Origin of the sequence: Sphingobium rhizovicinum (assembly GCF_042647625.1) — a bacterium.
GTDB classification, from domain to species: domain Bacteria; phylum Pseudomonadota; class Alphaproteobacteria; order Sphingomonadales; family Sphingomonadaceae; genus Sphingobium; species Sphingobium rhizovicinum.
In genome coordinates this window covers 3,349,079-3,368,026 of the sequence record NZ_JBHRVU010000004.1, presented here as the reverse complement: position 1 = coordinate 3,368,026, position 18,948 = coordinate 3,349,079, and the positions used below count along the sequence as shown (strand labels likewise).

17 protein-coding genes and 1 tRNA gene are annotated in these 18,948 nt (G+C 64.8%); 5 read left to right on the top strand and 13 right to left on the bottom strand.

Annotated features, from left to right (window positions below; genetic code table 11):
* Positions 1 to 26 precede the first annotated feature (26 nt).
* The 3 genes from ACFOKF_RS17730 to ACFOKF_RS17720 all read left to right on the top strand — a co-directional run bounded on the left by ACFOKF_RS17730 (position 27) and on the right by ACFOKF_RS17720 (position 3,586).
* Positions 27 to 314: a hypothetical protein gene (locus ACFOKF_RS17730; RefSeq protein WP_380797331.1), complete on the top strand. Its 288-nt coding sequence runs from the start codon at positions 27 to 29 to the stop codon at positions 312 to 314.
* A gap of 166 nt (positions 315 to 480) precedes the next feature.
* Complete coding sequence (locus ACFOKF_RS17725) at positions 481 to 3,132, top strand: M1 family metallopeptidase (protein WP_380797330.1); 2,652 nt, start codon at positions 481 to 483, stop codon at positions 3,130 to 3,132.
* A 49-nt stretch (positions 3,133 to 3,181) separates the two neighbouring features.
* Complete coding sequence (locus ACFOKF_RS17720) at positions 3,182 to 3,586, top strand: NUDIX domain-containing protein (protein ID WP_380797329.1); 405 nt, start codon at positions 3,182 to 3,184, stop codon at positions 3,584 to 3,586.
* Here ACFOKF_RS17720 and ACFOKF_RS17715 read toward each other — a convergent pair whose 3' ends face one another.
* The 7 genes from ACFOKF_RS17715 to hspQ form a co-directional block, all read right to left on the bottom strand.
* Entirely contained in the window at positions 3,587 to 4,912 is a 1,326-nt protein-coding gene (locus tag ACFOKF_RS17715) for an acetyl-CoA hydrolase/transferase family protein (protein ID WP_380797328.1), read from the bottom strand. It abuts the gene before it with no gap.
* An 86-nt stretch (positions 4,913 to 4,998) separates the two neighbouring features.
* Complete coding sequence (locus ACFOKF_RS17710) at positions 4,999 to 6,081, bottom strand: phytase (protein WP_380797327.1); 1,083 nt, start codon at positions 6,079 to 6,081, stop codon at positions 4,999 to 5,001.
* Positions 6,082 to 6,156: 75 nt separating this feature from the next.
* Positions 6,157 to 8,949 (bottom strand): TonB-dependent receptor, encoded by a 2,793-nt coding sequence (locus ACFOKF_RS17705; protein ID WP_380797326.1) that lies wholly within the window; start codon positions 8,947 to 8,949, stop codon positions 6,157 to 6,159.
* A gap of 173 nt (positions 8,950 to 9,122) precedes the next feature.
* Positions 9,123 to 9,287 (bottom strand): DUF3606 domain-containing protein, encoded by a 165-nt coding sequence (locus tag ACFOKF_RS17700; protein WP_380797325.1) that lies wholly within the window; start codon positions 9,285 to 9,287, stop codon positions 9,123 to 9,125.
* Between the two features lie 78 nt (positions 9,288 to 9,365).
* The gene (locus tag ACFOKF_RS17695; protein WP_380797868.1) at positions 9,366 to 11,306 is read right to left on the bottom strand and encodes an OPT family oligopeptide transporter; all 1,941 of its coding nucleotides are present in this window, start codon (positions 11,304 to 11,306) and stop codon (positions 9,366 to 9,368) included.
* A 107-nt stretch (positions 11,307 to 11,413) separates the two neighbouring features.
* The gene (locus ACFOKF_RS17690) at positions 11,414 to 12,205 is read right to left on the bottom strand and encodes a GDSL-type esterase/lipase family protein (protein ID WP_380797323.1); all 792 of its coding nucleotides are present in this window, start codon (positions 12,203 to 12,205) and stop codon (positions 11,414 to 11,416) included.
* Positions 12,162 to 12,533, bottom strand: a complete 372-nt coding sequence (gene hspQ, locus ACFOKF_RS17685; protein WP_380797321.1) for a heat shock protein HspQ — start codon at positions 12,531 to 12,533, stop codon at positions 12,162 to 12,164. The genes ACFOKF_RS17690 and hspQ overlap by 44 nt, the downstream gene beginning before the upstream one ends.
* 135 nt (positions 12,534 to 12,668) lie before the next feature.
* Between hspQ and ACFOKF_RS17680 the strand changes: the two genes are divergently transcribed.
* Positions 12,669 to 12,758 (top strand) — tRNA-Ser (locus tag ACFOKF_RS17680).
* A gap of 153 nt (positions 12,759 to 12,911) precedes the next feature.
* On the opposite strand, the gene ACFOKF_RS17675 is transcribed toward ACFOKF_RS17680, so the two are convergent.
* From ACFOKF_RS17675 to htpX, 6 genes are all read right to left on the bottom strand, one after another.
* The gene (locus ACFOKF_RS17675) at positions 12,912 to 14,660 is read right to left on the bottom strand and encodes a heparinase II/III family protein (RefSeq protein ID WP_380797319.1); all 1,749 of its coding nucleotides are present in this window, start codon (positions 14,658 to 14,660) and stop codon (positions 12,912 to 12,914) included.
* 14 nt (positions 14,661 to 14,674) lie between these two features.
* Entirely contained in the window at positions 14,675 to 15,337 is a 663-nt protein-coding gene (rpe, locus tag ACFOKF_RS17670) for a ribulose-phosphate 3-epimerase (protein ID WP_298399893.1), read from the bottom strand.
* A gap of 112 nt (positions 15,338 to 15,449) precedes the next feature.
* The gene (locus ACFOKF_RS17665; protein ID WP_380797318.1) at positions 15,450 to 15,944 is read right to left on the bottom strand and encodes a diguanylate cyclase; all 495 of its coding nucleotides are present in this window, start codon (positions 15,942 to 15,944) and stop codon (positions 15,450 to 15,452) included.
* Between the two features lie 52 nt (positions 15,945 to 15,996).
* Positions 15,997 to 17,304 (bottom strand): RsmB/NOP family class I SAM-dependent RNA methyltransferase, encoded by a 1,308-nt coding sequence (locus tag ACFOKF_RS17660; RefSeq protein ID WP_380797316.1) that lies wholly within the window; start codon positions 17,302 to 17,304, stop codon positions 15,997 to 15,999.
* Positions 17,305 to 17,329: 25 nt separating this feature from the next.
* Positions 17,330 to 17,644 carry a hypothetical protein gene (locus ACFOKF_RS17655; protein WP_380797315.1) on the bottom strand — a complete coding sequence of 105 codons (315 nt, stop codon included), beginning with the start codon at positions 17,642 to 17,644 and terminating at the stop codon, positions 17,330 to 17,332.
* Complete coding sequence (htpX, locus tag ACFOKF_RS17650) at positions 17,644 to 18,582, bottom strand: zinc metalloprotease HtpX (RefSeq protein ID WP_380797867.1); 939 nt, start codon at positions 18,580 to 18,582, stop codon at positions 17,644 to 17,646. Before htpX ends, ACFOKF_RS17655 begins: the two co-directional genes overlap by 1 nt.
* 97 nt (positions 18,583 to 18,679) lie before the next feature.
* Between htpX and ACFOKF_RS17645 the strand changes: the two genes are divergently transcribed.
* Positions 18,680 to 18,853: a DUF1674 domain-containing protein gene (locus ACFOKF_RS17645; protein WP_380797313.1), complete on the top strand. Its 174-nt coding sequence runs from the start codon at positions 18,680 to 18,682 to the stop codon at positions 18,851 to 18,853.
* Positions 18,854 to 18,948 lie beyond the last annotated feature (95 nt).

The following is an 18,948-nucleotide window of genomic DNA, read 5'->3' as shown; positions in this document are numbered from 1 at the left end:
TAGTTCACGCCTTCAGGGGCCTCATCATGGAAGATACCGATAGCCTTATCGCTTTCTATCGCGCTCGTCGGGCGGAACTGGGCCCGTCCGACGGCTCGCGCTGGTATTTGCTCATCAAGGAAATTCGCCTGTTGAAAGGGTGCGGCATTGATGAAGCCCATGCCATCGCCTTGACCGATCCGGCTTGGCGGCGGTGGCTTGAGCAGCAGATTAATAGCAATCCCGCCTGTCACAAGGCGGCGTTGCGGCATATCCGTCGCAATGGCGATGCATCGCTCATCGCGCAGCAGGACGAAAGGCTTGCTGTTCTCTAATGCCAACTGAACCCTGTCGGACGAACGTGCAACAGGCTTCGACCAACGACATTTCCTTGCGAATAGTTCACTTGACCCATGCAGCCAAAGGGTCGATCCGGCGTTCATCGCTGCGCGTGACACTATCTCATCGCGCTCTGCAAGACGTGTCGGAGTCTGGAATCCTATGTCGCTCAAGAACATCCTGCCGCTGCTGATCGCGGCCGCCCCGGTCGCTTTGGCCGCGCCTGCGCTGGCCCAGACCGCGCCCGCCGGTCCCGCTGCCGGCGTCACCACCCAGTTGCCGCGCGGCGCGGCGCCCAGCCATTATGCGATCGAAGTGACGCCCGATGCGGCGAAGCTGACCTTCACCGGCAAGGTGGCGATCGACGTCAACGTCGCCACCACGCTCCCCGCGCTGGTGCTGAACGCGGCGGACCTGACCGTCTCCAGCGTCACGCTGACCCCCGCAAAGGGCAAGGCGATCACCGGCACCGCGAAGGTCGATGCCGACGCCCAGACCGTGACGTTCGATTTCGGCAAGCCGGTTCAGCCGGGCAGCTACACGCTGGCCATCGCCTATGCCGGCATCATCAACCAGCAGGCCAATGGCCTGTTTGCGCTCGACTATACCGACAATGCGGGCGCGGCCAAGCGCGCGCTCTTCACCCAGTTCGAAGCGCCCGACGCCCGCCGTTTCGTCCCCAGCTTCGACGAGCCGAGCTACAAGGCGACGTTCGACCTGTCGGCCATCGTCCCGGCGGATCAGCTGGCGGTCGGCAACATGCCGGTCAAGTCGAGCAAGGACATTGGCGGGGCCAAGAAGCTGGTGACGTTCGGCACGTCCCCAAAAATGTCCTCCTACCTGCTGTTCTTCGGCCTTGGCGAACTCGATCGCGCGACCAAGATGGCCGGCAATACCGAAGTCGGCGTCATCACCGGCAAGGGCAATACCGGCAAGGCGCAATTGGCGCTCGATGCGTCGGCGGACATCCTGCCCTATTATAACGACTATTTCGGCGTGCCCTTCCCCCTGCCCAAGCTCGACAATGTCGCAGGCCCCGGCCAGAGCCAGTTCTTCAGCGCGATGGAGAATTGGGGCGCGATCTTCACCTTCGAACGCACTTTGCTGGTCGATCCGCGCTTCACCTCGGAAGAAACCAGGCGCACCATCTTCGAAGTCGCGGCGCATGAAATGGCGCACCAGTGGTTCGGCGATCTCGTCACCATGGCCTGGTGGGACGATCTGTGGCTGAACGAAGGCTTCGCCAGCTGGATGGCGACCAAGGTGACGGACAAGCTGAACCCCGATTGGGAAGCCCTGCTGTCGCGCGTCGACGGGCGCGAGCGGGCGATGAGCCTGGATGCGCTCAAGACCACGCACCCGGTCGTGCAGAAGATCCATACGGTGGATGAGGTCAATCAGGCGTTTGACGCGATCACCTATCAAAAGGGTGAAGCGGTCATCACCATGCTGGAAGGCTATGCCGGCGAGGATGCGTGGAAGGCCGGCATCCAGTCCTACATGAAGCAACATGCCTACGGCAACACCGTGACCGACGACCTGTGGAAGGCGGTCGAGGGCGCGGGCGCAAAGGGTCTGGTCAGCATCGCCCATGATTTCACCAGCCAGCCGGGCATCCCGCTGGTCAAGGTGGACAGCGCACAGTGCCAGGGCGGCAACACGCTGCTGACGCTGAGCCAAAGCGAGTTCAGCCGCGACGCGAAGGACAAGACGCCGCTCAGCTGGAATGTCCCGGTCAAGGCGCAGGTGCTGGGTGGGCAGGCGCAGCGCCTGATCCTGTCGGGCGGCAAGGGCCAGCTGACGCTGCCGGGCTGCGGCGCCTATGTCATCAATGCGGGCCAGACGGGCTATTATCGTTCGCTCTATCCGGCCGAGAATATGAAGGCGCTGGCCAAGGGCTTTGGCCAGCTGTCCAGCATGGACCAGACCGGCCTGATGGCGGATAATTTCCAGCTGGCGCTGGGCGGATATCAGCCGGTCGGGCTGGCGCTGGACCTGATCGACGCGGTGCCGGCCAATGGCAGCCCGGCCGTGCTGGCCGAAGTGCCCGCCTATCTGAAAAGCAGCTATGACCTGATGGAGGGCGATGCCGCCGCGCAGGCGAAGATTGCCGCCTATGCCGCGCGCAAACTGACCCCGGCGCTGGCCGCGATCGGTTATGACGCCAAGGCCGGTGAAGGGGCGCAGGTGCCGGTGCTGCGCACCAGCCTAGTGTCGACGCTGGGCAGCATGGGCGACAAGGCGGTGGTGGCCGAAGCCAACAAGCGCTTCGCCGCGCTGGCGACCAACCCGGCCGCGCTGGACGGGCCGCTGCGCAATGTGTGGCTGGGCATCATCGCGCAGAACGCCGATCAGGCGACCTGGGACAAGTTGCGCGTAATGGCCAAGGGCGCGCAGAGCGATCTGGACAAGAGCACGCTTTATGCGCTGCTGGGCCGGGCGAAGGACGAGAAATTGGGCGCGCAGGCGCTGGACCTTGCCCTGACCGACGAGCCGGGCAAGACCACCAGCGCCGCGATCATCGGTCAGGTTGGCGCGGCCCATCCGATGCAGGCGGTCGATTATGTGCTGGCGCACAAGGCGCAATATGAAGCGCTGATCGACGTATCGGCGCGCAGCCAGGCGCTGGCCCGTCTGGGCGGCGGATCAGCCGATCCGGCGATGGTGACGAAGCTGGACACCTATGCCACCCAATATCTGACGCCGGAATCGCGCAAGGTGGTGGATCGCTCCATCGCCGCGATCAAGACGCGGATCGAAACGCGCAACCGGCTGAAGGCGCCGACCGCGGCATGGTTCGCCGGCAAGAAGTGAGAGCAGAGGGCGGCGGCACGATCCGCCGCCCTTTTCCTGTGGGGAAAGCATGAATCAAACGGAACCACGGGTCGGATGCGGCGCAGCCATCCTGCGCGAGGGCAAATTGCTGCTGGTCCAGCGGCGGCGCGAACCGGAAGCTGGCCATTGGGGTCTGCCGGGTGGCAAGGTCGACCTGTTCGAAACCATGGCGGCGGCAGCCGAGCGCGAGATTTTCGAGGAACTGGGCCTGAAGATCGCAGCGCGTGACCTGTTGTGCCTGACCGACCAGATCGATGAAGCGCGCGGCACGCACTGGGTCGCGCCGGTCTATCTGGTCGAGGATGCGCAGGGTGAACCCAAGGTCCGGGAGCCGGAGGCGCTGGCGGGCTGCGGCTGGTTCGCGCTGGACGCCCTGCCGCAGCCGCTGACAGCGTCGACACTGGCTGCACTGGCGGCGATCAAGGCGCGATAATCACATCATTATGCGCCGTTCATGCGCGGCGCGCTCCAGCCCTTCGCAAAAATCGGGATGGGCGATGGCGATGAGGGCGCGGGCGCGTTCGGCCAGCGATTTGCCCTTCATGTCGGCCCAGCCAAATTCGGTGACGACGATATGCGTGTCGGTGCGCGGGGTCGTCACCGGCCCGTCCAGCCAGGGGACGATGCGCGACACCTTGCCCTTCGCCGCGGTGGAATGGCAGGCGATGATCGACCGGCCGCCTTTCGACGCATAGGCGCCGCGCACGAAATCCAGCTGCCCGCCGGTGCCGCTATATTGGCGACCGTTCACATGTTCCGAATTGCAGGCGCCGCTCAGGTCCATCTGGATGGTCGCATTGACGGACAGCACCCGGTCATTCTGCGCGATGATTTGCGGCGCATTTACATAGTCGACCGGATGGGCGGCGACGGCGGGATTGTCGTGGATGAAATCATAAAGCGGCTGATCCCCCATGGCGAAGGTGAAGACCGACTGGCCCGGATGCAGCGCCTTCGCGCTGTTGTCGACCACGCCCGCCTGGATCAGGCTGACGAGGCCGGGGGTCAGCAATTCGGTGTGGATGCCCAGATGCCTGTGCCCCATCAGCGCGGCGCAGACCGCATCGGGCACCGCGCCGATCCCCATTTGCAGGCAGGCGCCATCCTCCACCATGTTCGCGATGATCGCCCCGATCGCATCGTCGGTGGCGTTGCGGGGCAATGCAGGCACCTGACAGAGCGAAACATGATTTTCGATGAGCGCCGTGACGTCGGACACATGGATCATGCAGTCGCCATGGACATAGGGCATAGCCGGGTTGACCTCCACGATCAGCCGGGCGCCGCTGCGCGCGACGGCCAGCGCATAATCGGCGTCCGTGCCCAGGCTGAAGCAGCCATTGGCGTCCATCGGCGAAACAGTGGTGATGAAGCTGTCGACACCGATATGATCGGTCAGCGTGCGGGGTATCTGGTGGAACTGGACCGGCAGCAGATCGATGCTGGGGCTAGGGCTGGGGCCGTCGCCCCGCGCCGCATCGGCTGCGCGCTCGATGCCGCCATGGAACAGGCTGACCTGCCGGATGCGGTCGGCAAGATCAGGGGACAGGATCGGCGCGGCCGATGGTGCGGGCGGCAGCATCGTATAGATGCTGGCGTCCCGCAGCCCGCCTGCACGAACCCGGTCCGCCAAGGCTGCGGCCAAGGCTGGCGGGAAGCTGACGGCAAGGCCAGTGGCGATCTTCGCGCCATCGGGAATCAGGGCAACCGCCTGATCCGCCGTCATCCTGCGGGCATGATAGAGGTGCTGGCTGGTCATGCGCTCTCCCGGACTGTTTCCAGCCTTGTCGCCCGCAGGCGGGGAGAGCGCAATCGATCCTTGGTCGAAAGGGACGCTTTCAACCGTCAGCGCGGCAGGCCGAGCGCCTTGATAATGTCGTCCCAGGCGACCAGCTTGAAATTCTGCGCCGCCGCCGCATTATGGCCATCCTGCGCGATGAACAGCCCGCCGGGATAGGCGGGGCCGAAATCGCCCAGCATCAACTCGATGCCGTCGGTTTCCTCCGACCCGCCGATGGCGCCATTCACCACGCGGAAACGGCCGACATAGCTGTCGTCACGCATATTATAGACGACATAGGCATTGTCGCCCTGACTGGAGACGAGGACATAGCCATCCTTCTCGCCGATCGGCGCGATCGCCACGCCTTCGGCATCCATCACCAGATTCTTGCTGTCGGCCGCTGCGATCTTCGTGGGGGCGGTCGATCCGGTCGCGCGCGCGTCAAACCGCCACAGGCCGACATCTTCCTCCGCGACATAGAGAATGCCGGTGCGGTCATCCACCGCGCAGCCTTCCGATTGCGTGCCCAGCTTCATGCTACGCACGATTCGGCCGGTCGGCGTCGCGCCAGATGCGTCGAGCGCGACCTGATGGATCGTGCCGTCCTTCAGCACGATGAAGGCGTAGGTCGCCTCCTGCGCTTTATACATGCACACGCCATAGGCTTCGCCCGCGCCGGCATCGACCTTGCCCAGAGCGGTCAGCTTCGCCGTCGCGCTGTCGAGGCGGAACAGCGCCAGCTTGGCGTTCGCCACGTCATTGCGGTCGCTGGCGACGACCAGAATGCCGTTCTGGCCATTGATCGCCACGCCATCGCGCAGGTCGACATTATTGACCCGCCCCGCGTCGAGGAAATCGCGGGTCTTGCCGTCCAGACCATAGACGTAAAGCCCGGCTTTCTTGTCAGTGCCGACGATCAGGCTGGCAGCCGGGTTGGCGGCATTGCGCCAGATCGCCGGATCGTCCGCTGCATCAGCATTGGGCGTGCCGACCGGCGTGGTTTCGCCGCGCGCGGTGACGGTCACGGCCGGGGTCGCATTGGCGATGCGGACTTCGACCGGCACTTCCGTTTCGGCGGTCGTGCAGGCGGCAAGGGTCAGGCCGGCGAGGCCAGGGATGAAGCAAGAGCGAAAAGGCAGAGGCATGGACAAGCCCTTTTGAAAACGGGACTTGCCGGCCGCGCTAGGGGCGCGACCGGCAAGCAGGGGAACGGGGATGGATCAGAAGCTGGCGGTGACGCCGAACTTGGCCGTCCAGTTATATTCCTCGAACTGGAGCAGGCGCTTGCCCCCAGCATAATTCTGATAGGCAAAATAGGGTTCGTTGCCGACGTTGATCCATTCGGCAAAGACCCGCACGCCCGGCGCGACGCGATATTTGGCGCTCAGGTCGAGCTGGAAATGATTGTCGACATAGCGGTCGTCCTCCGCCTTGCCGCCCAGTTCGTCCAGATATTTGTCGCGATAGGTGCCCGCCGCCCGCAGCGAGATCGGACCCTTTTCGTACCCCAGCACGATGTTGAACGTGTTCTTGGACGACGACGCCAGCGGAATGGTGCGCGGATCGGCGATGTCGCCATCCGTCAGCACCGTGCCCTTGGCGTCGGTATAGGTATAGTTGGCGTTGACCAGCAGCCCATCGAACGGCGCGGGCAGGAAGCTCATGACCTGGCTGTAGGACAGTTCGAAGCCCTTGATCTTCGCCGTATCGCCATTGATGTAGGTGGTCAGCTGATCATAGTTGACGCCATAGATGACGCCCTTCTGCTCGATCGTCTGTTCGACCACGAAATCCTTGATCGACTTCCAGAAAAAGCCGCCAGTCAGCGCCGCATTGGTGCCGAAATACCATTCGGCCGACGCATCCATGTTCCAGGCGCTATAGGGCTTGAGGTTCGGGTTGCCGAGCGTGGCTTCGCGGTCCTCGTTGATGTCGAAGCGCGGCGCCAGGTTCGACAGCTTGGGACGCACCAGGCTCTTGTAGCCGCCGAAGCGGAAGACGAGGTTGCGGACCGGCTCATAGCGCACCGTCAGGCTGGGCAGCCAGTTGGTGTAGTTGCGGATGAAGCGGGTCGGCGTGATCGTGATGTCCTCGACATCGCCGCCGGTCGCCACCGTCTGGAAAGCGCGAATGTCGTTGCGGGTCTGCTCCATACGGACGCCGGTGATGACGCGCAGCGTATCGCTGTCCCAGCGCCCCATCAGATAGCTGGAAAGAATGTCCTCCGTCACCGAATAGTCCGACGTGGTCGAATTGAGCAGCGTGTCAAAGGCGTTCAGTTCGAAATTGGACTGATTGTCGTAGAAGAAGTTGCTGGGGCCGGTGTGGCTCGCCTGCGGCAAAATGTCCTGAATGCGGTAGGTCTGACCGCCCAGCACATCGGCCAGCGTATAGCCGCCATCATAGCCGTCATAGACGTCCGACTGGAGGTCGTAGCTCTTCTTGCGCCAGCGCGCCTTCATGCCGGTCTGGACGGTGAAGGTGCCGCTATCCATGGCGAAGGCGCGGCTGATGTCGCCCTTGACCGTATATTCGCGGTCCTTGGAATTGGACAGGGTCGTGCGCTCCAGCTCGTCAAATTCATAGTTGGATGCGTCATAGAAGGCTTCGGTGTTGCCGGTGACGCTGTAAACCGGCTTCATCGGGTTGGAATAGTCGAAGCCGACATTCACGCCGTCATTGCGGAAGTCCGCCTGGAAACGGGTGGGGTCGATCGAACCATTTTCCCGCTCGCTGGCTTCCGACCAGCTGCCGGCATAGGTCAGCTTCCACGGGCCGGTATTGGTTTCACCGCCCAGCGTCAGCGACTTGATACGCTGCTTTTCGAAACGATCCTTCATGCGGCGACGCACGCGAATGCGGCCGTCTTCGTCGGAGAATTGCGCGCTGGTGGCGTCGCCCGATTCCGGCTCTGCGCTCATCTGGAAGATCACGTCGCCGCGATATTCCTGATCCTCGAACTGGCTGTAGAGGCCACGGGCGTACAGCTTGGTCGTGTCGGTCGCCAGCCAGTCGAGGCTGAGCGAACCGCCGATGCGCTTGCGCTCCACATCATAATCGCGATACTGGAGTTCCTCGGCATAGGCGACGCCGTCTTCGCTTTCGGTCCAGTCGGCTGCCTCGATATTGTCGCTTTCGAACTTGCGCTTGTAATAGCTGAGGCCACCGGCGATGCCGAAGCGGTCGGACAGCCGGGTCGAGAAATCAAAGCTGCCTTTGGGCGTCAGCGCGTCGGCGAACTCATTATAGCTGCCTTCCAGCTTGACCGAATAGAGATCCTTCTTGCGGTCGAAGGCGCTGGTGGTGTTGATTTCGATCGAGGCGCCGATGGTGTCGCCGTCCATGTCCGGCGTCAGCGACTTCTTGATCTCGATCGATTCGATCAGTTCGGACGGGATGACGTCCAGCGCGACCGAGCGGACATCGCTTTCCGGCGCGGGGATGCGGGTGCCGTTGACCGATGCGGCGTTGAGTTCCGGGTCAAGGCCGCGCACCGATACGAAGCGGCCCTCGCCCTGATCGTTCAAAATGTTGACGCCGGGCAGGCGACGGATCGATTCGGCGACATTCTGGTCGGGGAACTGGCCGATGGCGTCGCGGGTCAGGACGCTTTCGACGCCGTCCGCCGCGCGCTGACGCGACAGGGTCGACGCCTGATTGGCGACCTGACCGACGACGATGATCGAGCTGTCGACGTCAGAGCCGATGCGGATGTCGGCATCGATGTCGCCCGAAGCGGGAACGACCACGGTGGTGCGGACCGGATCAGCGCCGACATAGCGGGCCTCGATCGTGTAGGTGCCCGGCGCGACATCGGGGAAACGATAGTTGCCGTCACGGCCGGCTTCGGCGACGCGGCCATTTTCGACGATGCGCAACTGGGTGGACTGGAGCGCGCGGGTGCCGGTGCCGTCCGACACGGTGCCGGTGATGGTGCCGGCGAGGGCAGCGGCCGGCGTGGCGAGCGCAATGACGATGGCGGCGCGGCTCGCGCCACGGAAAAGACGGTTCATAGTGGAATCTCCCTGTCCGTGGCAGTGCGATATGATCCGCCTGCCGATCGGTTGAGCCGCCCATTGGGAGATTTATGTTACATGCTGATTGGAGAAGCGTGACAGTTTGATGAAGTTGCCAGGCATGTTTGTCACAGAACTGAAGGGCGGGCTGCCCGCCTGTCCGGGCGGCGTCAGCGATCGATATTGAGATAGGCGGCAACCGCTTCAACGCTGTCGCCGACAATATCGACTGCCTCTTCCAGTTCCTCGCGATCGACGCTGAAGCGATTCGTCCAGTAAAGGATCGCTGCTTCGCTGTTCAGCGTGACGCTGCCGGCATCCTGATTTTCCGACATAGCGTTCCTCCTGCCCTCACCAGCAGGAGGAACGCATAAAAGCCGCTGCTTTTCCGCTTCCCTTTAGGACATGGGTTTTCAGGACAGCGGACTGCTCGCCCAATTCTTCAGCTTGGCATAGAGGCCTGCAATGACGCCGGCAAAGACCAGCACGGCCAGCGGCACCGCCCAGTGGCTTTCGCCCACCAGCGCCAGCGGCGCGTCGCTGTCGGTGCCCGCAACGATGCCGGCGAAGGCCACGCCGAACAGGCTTTCGCCTACAATGAAGCCGGTCGCCATCAGCACGCCCATGCGCTCGGCGAACTCGGGATTGCTTTGGCGCAGCGCCCAGCGATTATAGACATGACCAATCAGCGCGCCGACCGGGATCAACAAAGTCAGCGCCATCGGCAGATAAATGCCCATGCCCACGGCCAGCGGCGGCAGGCGCAGCTTCCCGGCCTTGCCCAGAAACTCGTCGATCGCGATCACGACGACACCGATGCCCGCACCGATGCCGATCAGATTCCAGTCAAGATCGCCGCCCAGCACGCCCTTGGCCAGCGCGGAAATCAGCGCCGCCTGCGGGGCGGGCAGGGCGCTTGCCTTGGCGCCCGGCGCCCCGGCAAAGCCGAAGGCGCTGTTCAGCAGGTCCAGCACCGGCGGGATGACCAGCGCGCCGAAGATGACGCCCAGCACCAGCGCAACCTGCTGCTTCCACGGCGTCGCGCCGACCAGCTGGCCGGTCTTGAGGTCTTGCAGATTGTCGTTGGAAATGGTGGCGATGCCAAAGACGATCGCGGTGGTGAACAGCGCATAGGCGATCAGCGCCTGCGTCTGCGACTGGTCGGCATGGCCCGAGCCATAAATGGCGGCCAGCAGCAGCGACGCACCCAGCACGGCAAGGATGCCGACGCCCGAAATCGGGCTGTTGGACGCGCCGATCAGGCCGGCCATGTAGCCGCAGACCGATGCGATGACGATGCCGGCGACCAGCACATAGGCCAGCGTCAGCGCGATCACCGGGATCGGATTGGCGGCGATCGGCCCGCCCTGCGCAAAGATCCACAGCAGGATGCCGATCGGCAGCAAGGCGGCCAATATGGTGCCGCCGACGATGGAGATGGGCAGGTCGCGCTCGGTAATGTCGAGGCTGGCGGCATTGCCCGCCTTGCGCGTGGCATTGGCCGCCAGCGCAGAGCGGATGCCGCTGACGATGGGGCCAAGGATCTTGAGCAGGGTCCAGATCGCTGCAACGCCGATCGTACCCGCGCCGATGAAGCGCGCCTTCATGCGGAAGGCGGTGCCGACCACGTCGGACAGCTCCGCTCCGGCGGGCAGCGGCGCGGTGAGATAGGGGACGAGGCCGGTCCAGCTGATCAGCAGGCCGATGAACATGGCGACACCCACCGACAGGCCGACCAGATGGCCAACGCCGATCAGCGCCATGGAGAAGCTGGTCGACACCGACGTTGCGCCCGCGCCGAACTTGAAGAAGGTGGCGGCTTCCTCCGCAAGGATCTTCGTCTTGGCGACGATCGAGAAGCTGGCGGCGGCCACGGCGCTGGCGACGATGGCGGCCAGGCCGCGCTTATTTTCTTCAAGGCCTTCGCGCGATCCCGCGCCGACCTTCAGCACTTCGGCCGCCGCGACGCCTTCGGGATAGGGCAGGTCGGACCCCGTGACGAGCGCGCGGCGCAGCGGCACCGAATACATCACGCCCAATATGCCGCCGGTAGCGATGGTGAAGGCGGACAGCCAATAGGGGAAGCCCTGCCACCAGCCGATGATGACCAGCCCCGGCAGCACGAAGATGATGGCCGACAGCGTGCCCGCCGCCGACGCGATCGTCTGGACGATGTTGTTTTCCAGGATCGTGCCGGTCGCGAACAGCCGCAGCACCGCCATGGAGATGACCGCCGCAGGAATGGACGTCGCAAAGGTCAGGCCGATCTTCAGGCCCAGATAGACGTTGGCGGCGGTGAAGACGAGGGTGATGAGCGCGCCGAGGATCACCCCGCGCAGCGTCAGTTCGGCCATTGGCTGGCCGCCTGCTTTTTGAGTTGTCACCTTCTCGTCCCCTTGGCTCGCTTGTCTTGATCGGCTGGTAATAATGTTGCTTGAGCGTGGATCAATCGGAAAGTGGATCAGGACGCCTTTTCGGCCGCCGGACGCGGCGGGGCGACATGGTCCAGCCAGTCGTCGACAAGGCCGGTCCAGCGCTGATAGCCGCGCGCATTCATATGCAGCCCGTCCGGGCGAAAGAGCGATGCGTCGGGCAGGCCGTCGCGCGCCAGCAGCACGGTGCCGACATCCAGATAGACGAAGCCGTCCGCTTTTGCGCGACTGGCGACGGCGGCGTTGACCTGCGCCATCTTGGGGCGCAGCGTCCAGCGGATCGGGCTGGGTTTCAGCGACAGAAAGGCGATGGGCGCACGCGGATAGTCGGCGCGCAACTTCTTGAGCAGCGTCACGATGTCGCGCGTGACGGCGTCGGGCGTGGCGCCGGCCGCCAGATCATTTTCGCCGACATAGACGACCACCGATCGCGGCGGCACGGCCGGCAACAGTCGCTTGTAATAATGGAGCACATGCGCCGTCGTCGCGCCGCCAAAGCCGCGATTGACCGTGCCGATGTCATGGAAGCTGCCCGCTATGTCCCACAGGCGGATGCTGGAGCTGCCCAGAAACAATGTGGCGTCGCGCACCGGCGGCCCGGCCGCATTTGCGCGCGCGAACGCGTCTATCTCGTTCGAAAAGGGGAAGACCGGATCGGCGTTGAGCGGCACGACCGGCTGTGCGGGCATCGGCGGCGCAGCCATTGCCGCCCCGACGCCCACCGATACGGCGCAGGCCAGCAATAAGGCCGACGCTGCGCCCAGCCGGATCGGGCGCTTAATGGCGATGGAGCGGGCGCAGGCGATATTTGCCGTCCGCATAGCTGCCGAACATGCCCGTGATGGCGGGGTGATCGACCGGCTCGTCGCTGTCGTCGGCCACCAGATTCTGCTGGCTGACATAGGCGACATAGCTGGACTCGCCATTTTCCGCGAGCAGATGGTAGAAAGGCTGATGCTTGTCGGGCCGCGCCCCTTCGGGAATCGCTTCATACCATTCCTCGCTATTGGCGAAGACCGGATCGATGTCGAACACGACGCCGCGGAAACCGAACATGCGATGCTGCACCACATCGCCGATACTGAAGCGGGCATGGACGATCGGCGGAGCGCTGACGCCAGCGCCGAAAATCTGAATCGTGTCTTTCATTGCACCAATTTAGGGTGGTTATGCGCGTACACAAGAAAAATACCGGAAAGAGCGCTTGGCAAGTGTGAATTCATTCGCTAATGGCCGCCCCTCGACCGGGAATGCAGCGCCTTTACAGCCTGCTGAACCTTCTGCGGAGAGGTGGCAGAGTGGTCGAATGTACCGCACTCGAAATGCGGCGTGCCTTTACGGGTACCGTGGGTTCGAATCCCACCCTCTCCGCCATTTATTTCCCAAATACTTGTTGTTCGCCGGTTTTTTTTGAGCGACCGTCGCTGCGGGGCGTTTCAGCGGCGCAACGGCCCTGCGCACCGCGCGCGCTGCGTTTCTGCATGTCTTTCCATGTCGCGATAGTCAGGCCGGCGCATGCGCGCGCCGTCAGCCCATCCGCTTGAAGATCCAGCCGATGCTCGATCCGCCGGGCAGCGCCTCGCTCGTCACCACCAGTTGCTGCGCGGGGTGGGGGTGGCCATTGGCGTCGACCCACAGGCTGTCCTCGACGCTCAGCACCCCCGCGCCGGTGCGGAACTGCCACAGCGCGCCATTGTCGATGCGCAGCAGCGCGCCCTGATTGTCGGCGGTCAGCGTCGGCTCCACGCCCGGCGCCAGATGGAAACGCAACTGCACCGGCTGCTTGCCCGGCTTGCGCCGCCGCTCCGCCGGGGTCAGCATGTCCTCCCCGCGCACTTCCTTGCCGTCTCCGCTCACCAGCAGCAGGCGACGATGGATATAGCCCAGCCGCCGGACATAGCCGTCATGCGACAGGTCCAGGCGGCTGCCATTGTCGCTTTCCTGCCGGTTCAGCTCGACTTCGGTCACGCCCTTGCCCAGCGTGCCGTCGGGCATCAGGGCGGTGGAGTTGCTGTCGTTCAGGATCAGCGTGCTGTGCGCGGCGGTGGTGCGCAGCCCCTGCGCCAGATCGCCGGGCACCCACGCGCCCTCCAGCGCCGCGCCGCCGCAATTGACGATCAGGCGCATTGGCCCGTCGCTGATCTCGATCGCGCCGGTCGATGCGCAGCCCGCTTCGGCGACGCGCGCCACCGGCGGCGGCGCGGCGTCGATCTGCACCACCGTGCCGCCTGCGCTGATCCGCTGATAACCCCAGTCGCGCGCCTGCCGCAGCGGGCGGGTGCGCACCCGGCTGGCCATCACGACCGCGTCGACCATCTGCGGCGGGATCGCGCCCGCGCCCTGCCAGTTGCCAAGGCCGCCATCGCCATGGGTCAGCCCCAGCAGCGCGGGCACCGCGCGCGACAGCGCATCGGTCAGGCAGAAGGGCGCCTTTTCGCGCCGCACATCATAAACGGCGCGCAGCATGGACAGCGCCATGATCGCCTCCATCTGCGCCAATGGCGATCGCGATACGATGCCGCCGTCGCCATGGAAACTGCTGTCGATCGCGCGCTTCAGCCCCGCTTCACCAAAGACGCGCCGGGCTTCGCCGCCGGGGATCAGCAGCGCGGCGGCCAGAATGGCGCTCCACGCGACGATGCGCGGCAGGCCCATGGGCGCCTTGTCGGCGCTGCGGTCCAGATGACGGGCGGTGCGCGCAATGCAGTTGAGCACCAGCGATCGATAGACCAGATCGCTCGAAGACAGGATCAGCGGCGCGTGCGCGGTCCAGAATAGCAGCCGCCAGCCGGCATTGTCGGCGCGCCATGCCGGTTCGCTGGGCGTTTCGGCATGCGCCTCCAGCCATTTGCGCATCACCGTTTCGGCGACCGGCGCGCCCTGTTCGCGCGTGGCGCTGCTGGAAAGGTCGCGCAGCCAGCGGAAGCTGTGCAGATAATCGGCAAAGGCGGGGCTGACCGACAGGCGCGCAAAATCGAGCGGCGCGATTTGCTGTTTCTGCCCCCGGAACAGGAAATAGCCCGCACGGATCGCTGCGCCGGCGCGCCCGTCGCCGGGCACTTCGTCATCGGGCACGGCCAGCAGTTTCAGGGGATATTTGCCCTTCAGCTTGCGGCCGTGGATCGGCGTCTTCCAGCTGAGCAGGTAGAAATGATTGGCGATCCGCTGGGTCAGCGACAGGCCCTTGTCATCCGCGACGCGGATGAGCCGCTTGCCCTGCTCTATGCCATCCTCGCCCGGTTCGGGCGGCAGGTCCTGGTCTTTGCGGACGGACATGCGCCGTGGCTCGCTCACCCGCCGCGCAGCTTCCGGATATTGTCGGCATAGGCGTCGGGTCCGCCGCGGAAGGTGGCGGTGCCGGCGACCAGCACGTCGGCGCCCGCCGCGATCGCCTTGGGCGCAGTGGTGAAATCGATGCCGCCATCGACCTGCAAGTGAATGTCGCGGCCGCTCTTGTCGATCATCTTGCGAATGGCTTCGATCTTGCGCAGCTGGTTTTCGATGAAGCTCTGGCCGCCAAAACCGGGGTTGACGCTCATCACCAGGATCAGGTCGACATCATCCATCAGATAATCGAGCATCTTGGCCGGGGTGCCCGGGTTCAGCACCACGCCCGCCTTCACGCCCAGTGACTTGATATGCTGCACGGTGCGGTGAATGTGCGGCCCGGCTTCGGGATGGACGGTGATGATGTCCGCGCCGGCCTGCGCAAAGGCGTCCAGATACAGGTCCACCGGAGAGATCATCAGATGGACGTCGAACGTCTTTTGCGTGTGTGGGCGCAGCGCCTTCACAACATTCGGCCCGATCGTGATGTTGGGCACGAAATGCCCGTCCATGACGTCAATATGCACCCAGTCGCAGCCGGCGGCGTCGATGGCGCGAACCTCCTCGCCCAGACGGGCAAAGTCGGCGGACAGGATGGAGGGCGAGATGAGGATCGGACGTGTCATTGACCGTTCGCCTTAATCACCGCCGGGGCGCAGGGCAACGGACATTTGCCGCCGAGTCGCGATTGTTTGTGGAGGAGGCTCGCGCGGTGCGACATACCCCCTTCCAAACCCTTCAAAGCATGACGAAAATGGTCGGGTCCAGACGGGGGGAGGATGTCGCGCCATGGGGCAGCAACTGCTTGACGCCATGCAATGCAATGACGTCATCTTCGGCGTTCAGGATCGGCGCGGCGATCAGCCGCATGGCGCAGCGCCCGCCGCCATCGGCCTGGTTAATATCGACGTCCAGCGTGAAGCCACGCTTATGCTTGATGGCATAGGCGCGCAGCCGCTCCATCGGCTCGCGCGATTCCGGGGCGTAAAGCGATACAGACAGGGGGCGGGCGACGGGACAATCGCGCTCCAGCCCGAACATGTCATAAACGCCCGCGGTCCAACTCAGCCGATTATCGTCGGTCAGGTCGCAATGCCAGAGGCCAAGGCCCCGTTCGGCCAGCGCGATGTCGCTGCGCGCAATCTCTGCGTCCAGCAGCACCGGGGCCAGATGGGTGCGCAGGTCATAGAGCGGCCAGCTATGATGCAGGGGCAATGGCTCGATCGGACGCACGCGGCACCTTATTCAGACGAAGAGTTTCATCTAACCCCTTCAGGGTTAACGCTTAGTTCGCCGCCTTTGCAAGCCGCGCGATGAAAAAGCCGTCCGCGCCGCCCTGATCGGCCAGCATGTTGGGCAAGGAACGCAGCCAGCCCTGCGCAATGGGCGTCATGCCGGCCGGCAATTCCGCTGCATCGGCCGGCGCGAGCGCGAAATCGGGATGGTCCGCCAGAAAGCGTTCAATCTGCTCTTCGCCTTCGGCCCGCTCCAGCGAACAGGTGGCATAGACGATACGCCCGCCCGGCTTCAGCCATCCTGCCGCGCGCGCCAGCAATTCGCCCTGCAATTCGGCCAGTTCGGCAATCTGGCGCGGGCCGATGCGGTGCAGCACGTCCGGATGGCGGCGATAGATGCCGGTCGCGGTGCAGGGCGCGTCCAGCAGGATCGCGTCGACCGGGCCGTCGGGTTGCCACTGGCGCAGGTCGGCGGCGATCACGTCAGCCGACAGGCCGGTGCGCGCCAGATTTTCGCTCAGCCGCTCCAGCCTTTTCTTCGACTGGTCGACCGACAGGACGCGCCAGCCAGCCGCTGCCAGCTGCATCGTCTTGCCGCCCGGCGCGGCGCACAGGTCCAGCACCGTGCGGCCGTCTCCCGCGCCCAGCAACCGCGCTGCGCAGGACGCCGCAATATCCTGCACCCACCACGCTCCTTCTGCAAAGCCGGGCAGTTCGGGAATGGCCACGCCTTCAGGCAGGCGGACATGACCCGGCGCAAAGGATGCGCCTTGCAATGCCTCTGTCCACTTTGCCGTCTCGCCCGCATCGCGCAGGCTGATGTCGACCGGCGGCCGCACCGCATAGGCGCGCGCCGCCGCCTGCGGCATCGCCTCGCCCCATTGACCGGTCCAGCGCTCCACGACCTCGGCGGGCAAAGTCGGCGGATCGGGCAGCACCGGCTCGCTGCGCGTCACCGTGCCGAACACGCCATGGACCAGCTTGCGCGGCCCGCCATCGACCAGCGGCAGCGCGGTGGCGATCGCCGCATGGGCCGGCGTATCCATCCGCAGCACCTGCGCCAGCGCGATGCGCAGCACCATCCGCGCCTTGGCGTCATCGGGCAATATCTGTTTGGTCGCCCCGTCGATCAGCGCATCCAGATCGGGCAGGTGGCGCAGCACTTCGGCCGCGATCGCATGCACGAGCGCCCGGTCGGCGGCGGGCAGGCCCTGCGCCGCGCCATGCAGCGCCAGCTCCAGCGGATCGCCCCGGCGCAACACCGCGTCCAGCAGGCGCAGCGCGGCGCGGCGCGCGGGAAAGCCGGGCACGTCATCGGCACGGGGAGGGGTAGGGCGGCGATTTTGGGGGCGGGGCATGCGTGGCCCCTACGCGCTTTCGCCCTCAAAGAAAATGGGCGACGCCAAAACCGATGGCCAGGAACAGGGCGATCCAGCTGAAGATGCCGACCCACAAGGCCAGCCAGTCGGACCGGCGCGGCCGGGCGCGCGCGCCCCTGGGCACGGTGCGCAGCGATGTGGGGATGCGTTTGCCGCCAAGCGTTGCGACCGCGATCACCCGGCGGCCCACGCCATGGAAGAAGCGGGCAGTATGCCGGGAAAAGACATGGTCGACGGTCAGGTCAATCACCAGCCCGCCGGCATGACGAATGACCACGCCCGCGACATCGACCACGACTTCGCCGATCTCGTCGACCATCAGCGTCCGTGCGGGTCGAGCGCGCTGCGGCGCTTCGGGCCGGATGGCGGCGACGTGGTTGTCGGCGACAGGGCAGAGGGCGACTGCCATGCCGTGCGCGGCGGCGCGGCGACCGAACCCATATCCGCCGCAATATCCTGCAAAGCGGCGATGCGCTTCTCGGTCGCCGGATGGGTGGAAAACAGCTCGCTCACATGGGCCGGCACGATATAGAGTTGCGCCGCCGCCGGATTGCGCTCCGCCACCGGATTGGGGATCATTTCCGCCCGGCCCGAAATCTTGGCCAGCGCCGACGCCAGCGCATGGGGATTGCCGCTGATTTCCGCGCCCGCGCGATCCGCGCCATATTCGCGGGTGCGGCTGATCGCCATCTGCACGATCATCGCGGCAAAGGGCGCAACGATCACCGCCAGCAGACTGGCGATCATATTGCCATGCCCCTCCCGGTCGTCGCCGCGAAAGAAAAGGCCGAAATTGGCCAGCATCGAAATCGCGCCCGCTATCGTCGCCACCATCGTCATGATCAGCGTGTCGCGATTCTTCACATGGCCCAGTTCATGCGCCATCACGCCGGCCACTTCCTCGCGGCTCAGTATCGCCAGCAGGCCGGTGGTGGCGGCCACGGCGGCGTTTTCCGGGTTGCGCCCGGTGGCGAAGGCGTTGGGCGCATCCTGATCGATGATGTAGACGCGCGGCATCGGCAGCCCGGCGCGCTGCGCCAGTTCGCGCACCAGCCCGTAAAATTCCGGCGCGCTCTGCGCATCCACTTCGCGCGCGTCATGCATGCGCAGCACGATCTTGTCGGCATTCCAAAAGGTGAACAGGTTCATGCCCGCCGCCGCCAGCAGCGCGATCACCGCGCCGCCACTGCCTCCCAGCGTATAGCCCAGCGCCATGAACAGCGCCGTCAGCGCCGCCAGCAACATGGTCGTCTTCATCCCGCTCACTTGCAATGCTCTCCTTTGCGGCCCAGATAGCAGCCTCCAAGCGAATATGGGGGTGCGTGCCGCGCTCCGCAATTGAAAGGCTGCTGTCATGGGAAGTTTCAACGGCAAGCGCCCGGCGCATGTGAAGCCGCCCGCCCATCTGTCCAAAAGCCCGCCCGTGCCCCGCCCCGACCCGATCGACGCGCCTTCGCGCTATCAGGAAGAACTCAGCCCGGTCCGCTATGGCGACTGGGAGCGCAAGGGCATCGCCATCGACTTTTGATTATTTCAAAATGCGCTCTTCCGCGCATTTCCAAATAGCCCCACCATTCGCCGCCGATTTTGCACGGCTGCCGATGGTCCGTGCTGCGGCTGCGG